Here is a 4,483-nt window from a genome sequence, read left to right on the forward strand (position 1 = left end):
CGGGTTCAGTCCGAACGTCGCGATCGTCATGAGATGCGAGCTGGAATCCGCTGCCCACAGGGACAATTCCTTTTCAAAACGCGCCTGCAAGCGGCGATGCAATGCATCGTCGATGATGAAGGGAAAGCCGGGCAAATGCCTGATGACGAGTTTCTGACCGGAGCGGGCGGGAACCATCTCCTTCATCTCGCCCACCAGGACGAGCAACTTTCGGGGACCTGATTTAGGCGCGAGGGCCGTGCCGAGAGCCGCGTTGCGACGTTGCTCGATGGCTTGCTTGTTCTCGGCCCGAAACGGCTCGGGCACGAACAGGATATCCGCGAGTGGGCCGCCCCTCACCGTCATTTGCCCGGCAGCCTCGAGCAGATGCCAGCGGACATTCCACCAATGCCGTTTGCCGGCCCATCGGGATGTCCAGACCGTCAGTTCGGCCTCGTGCCAGAGATAATGAAGCAGGCCACGCAGCGACATCCTCCTGGGATCGGCCGTTACGCTGGCGGAACTTTGCCCCGCAGGCACCGATGCCGCACGGCTCCCCGTCTTCGACAGGCTGAAGTCCAACTTGAGGGCGGCCAAGCCGTTTTGCGGATCGAGCTGTATCGCGCTGCCCATCAGGGCGCCCAGCCCGGACAGTTCGTAAGGCGATTCATAGGAATCACAGGATGGATCATGCTCACCGCCGCTGAGCGGCATGCGCTTGATCAGATGAAGATCGCCGATGCGGGCGATGTACATCGGGCAGCCGGGCTCGCGGCACAGGCATAGCGGACGCTCGGTGCGGGCATAGGCACTCGCCAGCGCCGCCTGCAGGTCAGGCGCTGCCTCCTCGTAGACCGCACTGCCAATTCTGAACCGTCGCATCACCTCCACAGCTCCAGGTCGCCGCCGCATCCCTGTGCGCGCATTCAAGTCATGGGTTTGCAAAGAGCGCAACCCCTTTGGTGCATCGGCGCCAGAGGCAGAGGGGAGCCGGGAGGAGCGTGGCCCGGCTGACGTGGAGAGAGTGTCGGCGCGGGCGCCATTCCCCTCTCGCGAAGGACATTTCCATGAACATCGTTTCGACCACACCTGCCGTTGCCCGGACGGCTACTCCAATCGGCGCGCCGACGCCGGCCTCCATCGACACCGCCCAGGCGATTCATCAAGCGGCAACGCTGCTTCTGCCTTTCCTCGAGCAGGGCAAGCCTGTCACCACCGCCGCACTGCGCACCGCCATGACGACCAGTTTTGGCGGCAGCGATGCGCAAGGGTTCTGGGTCTGGAAGGACGCTTATGAGGCGCTCGAAGTCGCCCAGGTACTGTTTCTGCGCCGGTTCGGTCCGGCGATCCTGTCGCGGTCAAGCTCGCCCCACGCAATGCTGGCGATGATGAAGCGGATCGCCGATCTTCTTCCCACTCACACGCGGCGCTCCGACGAGAGCCGGGCCATGCAGCAGCTCTCCACGCCCTTGCCGCTTGCTTTCGTCACGGCGCACGCCGCGGCGATCGCATCTTGCGACCTCGTTCTCGAACCCTCCGCCGGCACCGGCCTGCTCGCCGTCCATGCCGAGATGACGCGCGCCTCGATCGCGCTCAACGAGCTTGCCGCGACGCGGGCCCATCTTCTCGGCCTGCTGTTTCCACGGTTTTCCGTGTCCCGGCACGACGCCGCCCATATCGACGATCATCTCGACGCGGCTATAAGACCGTCCGTCGTACTGATGAATCCACCCTTCAGCGTCGGCGCTTATGTCGACGGCCATGTCGCCGATGCAGCATGGCGGCATCTCTCTTCCGCATTCGCACGCCTGCGCGCCGGCGGGCGCCTGGTCGCCATCACCGGCACCGGGCTGTCTCCCGAAAACCCCAAATGGCGGCCCGCCTTTGAACGGCTGCAGCAGCAGGGTACCGTCATCTTCACCGCAGCAATCGACGGCCATGTCTACGCCCGCCATGGGACAACGGCCGAGACCCGCTTGACCATCATCGACAAAGTTCCTGCTACCGACCCGACCGGCTTCGTCCCGTCGCCGGGCAAGGCTATGGATGTCGGGACGCTGCTCTCCTGGATCTCCACGCTGCCGCCCCGGATACCGGGCGGCTTTCCGGACTCGATCGGTGCATTGTCCAGCGGCAATGCCGCCATGCACATGGGTGCCCGATCGGGGCCGAGAGCCGCACCCGTCGCTGTCTCAACGATTGCTCCCAAGGCCATCCAATCGGTCCGCCCGATTGCGCGGGCGACGCCCGCCCGTCAGGTCATGGCCAACAGCACACCGGCGGTSCCCCTCGTTTATGAGCTGCGCGACTGGATGCCGGAGGAGGGCGGCCGGCTCACCGACACGATCTACGAGCCCTACGAGCTCCAGTCCATTCACATCGCGCGCGCCAGACCGCATCCGACGCCGCTGGTACAATCGGCCGCCATGGCTGCCGTCGCGCCGCCGAAACCTTCCTATCGACCGCTTCTTCCTGATGCGATCATCGACGAAGGCCTGCTGTCGGACGCTCAGATCGAAAGCGTCATCTATGCGGGCGAAGCTCATTGCGGGCATCTCACCGGCGCCTGGACGGTTGACGAGACCTGCGATGTCGTCTCGGCCGCGCCAGAAGGTGCCGAGAACGCGGTCTGCTTCCGTCGGGGATGGTTTTTGGGGGACGGAACCGGCTGCGGCAAGGGACGGCAAGTCGCCGGCATCATCCTCGACAATTGGCTGCAAGGCCGCCGTCGCGCGATCTGGATATCCAAGTCGGACAAATTGCTTGAAGACGCTCAGCGCGATTGGGCAGCGCTCGGACAGGAAAAACTTCTCGTCCAGCCGCTCTCGCGCTATCGGCAGGGCACGCCGATCCGCCTTGCCGAGGGTATTCTGTTCACGACCTACGCAACGCTGCGTTCGCAGGAGCGCGACGGCAAAAAGTCGCGTATCGCGCAGATCATCGACTGGGTCGGGCAAGAGGCGGGGAGCGGCGAAGCCGCAACAGGGCCGAAAAAAGCATTCGACGGTGTCATCGTCTTCGACGAAGCCCACGCTATGGCCAATGCCGCTGGCGGCGAAAGTGAACGCGGCGACGTCGCCCCGTCGCAGCAGGGCAGGGCAGGCTTGCGGCTACAGCACTCCCTTCCCGACGCGCGTGTCGTCTACGTCTCCGCGACCGGTGCGACCGCGGTCGAGAACCTGGCCTATGCGCAACGCCTTGGGATTTGGGGCAGCGAGGATTTTCCATTCGCCAACCGCGCCGAATTCGTCGCCGCGATCGAGGATGGCGGTGTCGCGGCGATGGAAGTACTCGCCCGGGATCTCAAATCGCTCGGTCTCTATTCGGCGCGTTCGCTCTCCTATGACGGTGTCGAATACGACCTGCTCGAGCACGATCTGACCGAGGAGCAGATCCGCATCTACAACGCCTATGCAGATGCGTTCCAGGTCATTCACAACAACCTGACCGCCGCGCTCCAGGCGACCAACATCACCAGTGCGTCCGGCACGCTGAACCGCAACGCCAAGTCTGCGGCACGCTCGGCCTTCGAGAGCACGAAGCAGCGCTTCTTTAGCCATCTCATCACCTCGATGATGACGCCGACCCTGATCGGCGCGATCGAGCAGGACCTCGCCGACGGTCATTCGGCGGTCGTGCAGATCGTCTCGACCGGTGAAGCGCTGATGGAACGACGGCTGGCCGAGATCCCGGCCGAGGAATGGTCCGACCTGCATGTCGATGTGACTCCGCGCGAATATGTCGGCGGGTACTTGATTCACTCCTTCCCGACGCAGTTGTTCGAGGAATATTCGGACGCCGAAGGCAACGTCTATTCGCGGGCTGTCCATGACGAAGATGGCAATCCCGTCCAGTGCCGGGAGGCCGTTCGCCTGCGCGACGAGATGATCGAAAAACTAGCGTCGCTGCCGCCGGTCGGCAGCGCGCTCGACCAGATCATCCATCACTTCGGCACCGACACCGTCGCCGAGGTGACCGGCCGCTCGCGCCGCATCGTGAAGAAGACCGGCCGCGATGGCATCGACCGGCTTGCCGTCGAGAATCGCCCAGGCTCGGCCAACCTCGCCGAGACCCAGAGTTTTATGGACGACGACAAGCGCGTGATGATTTTTTCGGACGCCGGCGGCACCGGACGCTCGTATCATGCCGATCTCGGCGTGAAGAACCAGAGGCTGCGCAAGCACTATCTGCTCGAAGCCGGCTGGCGCGCCGACAACGCCATTCAGGGTCTCGGACGAACCCACCGCACAAATCAGAAGCAACCGCCCTTATTCCGACCGATGGCCGCCAATGTGAAGGCGGGCAAGCGCTTCCTGTCGACGATCGCACGACGGCTCGACACGCTGGGCGCCATCACGCGCGGCCAGCGCCAGACCGGTGGTGCCGGGCTGTTCCGTGCCGAGGACAACCTCGAAAGCCCGTACGCGCGGGCCGCACTTCGCCAATTCTACATGCTGCTGTATCAGGGCAAGATCGACGGCTGCTCACTCACGACGTTCGAGAC

General features: G+C 64.1%; 2 protein-coding genes. One reads left to right on the plus strand and one right to left on the minus strand.

Annotated features, from left to right (window positions below; all coding sequences use genetic code 11):
• A partial coding sequence (locus AC1D0N_RS31760; RefSeq protein WP_477250565.1) for a DUF1173 family protein occupies positions 1 to 891 on the minus strand: 891 nt, incomplete at its 3' end.
• A gap of 155 nt (positions 892 to 1,046) precedes the next feature.
• Between AC1D0N_RS31760 and AC1D0N_RS31765 the strand changes: the two genes are divergently transcribed.
• Positions 1,047 to 4,483, plus strand: a 3,437-nt coding sequence (locus AC1D0N_RS31765) for a strawberry notch-like NTP hydrolase domain-containing protein (protein WP_477250564.1), incomplete at its 3' end; no start/stop codon positions are given.

This window comes from Mesorhizobium sp. P2_E10, assembly GCF_056404235.1.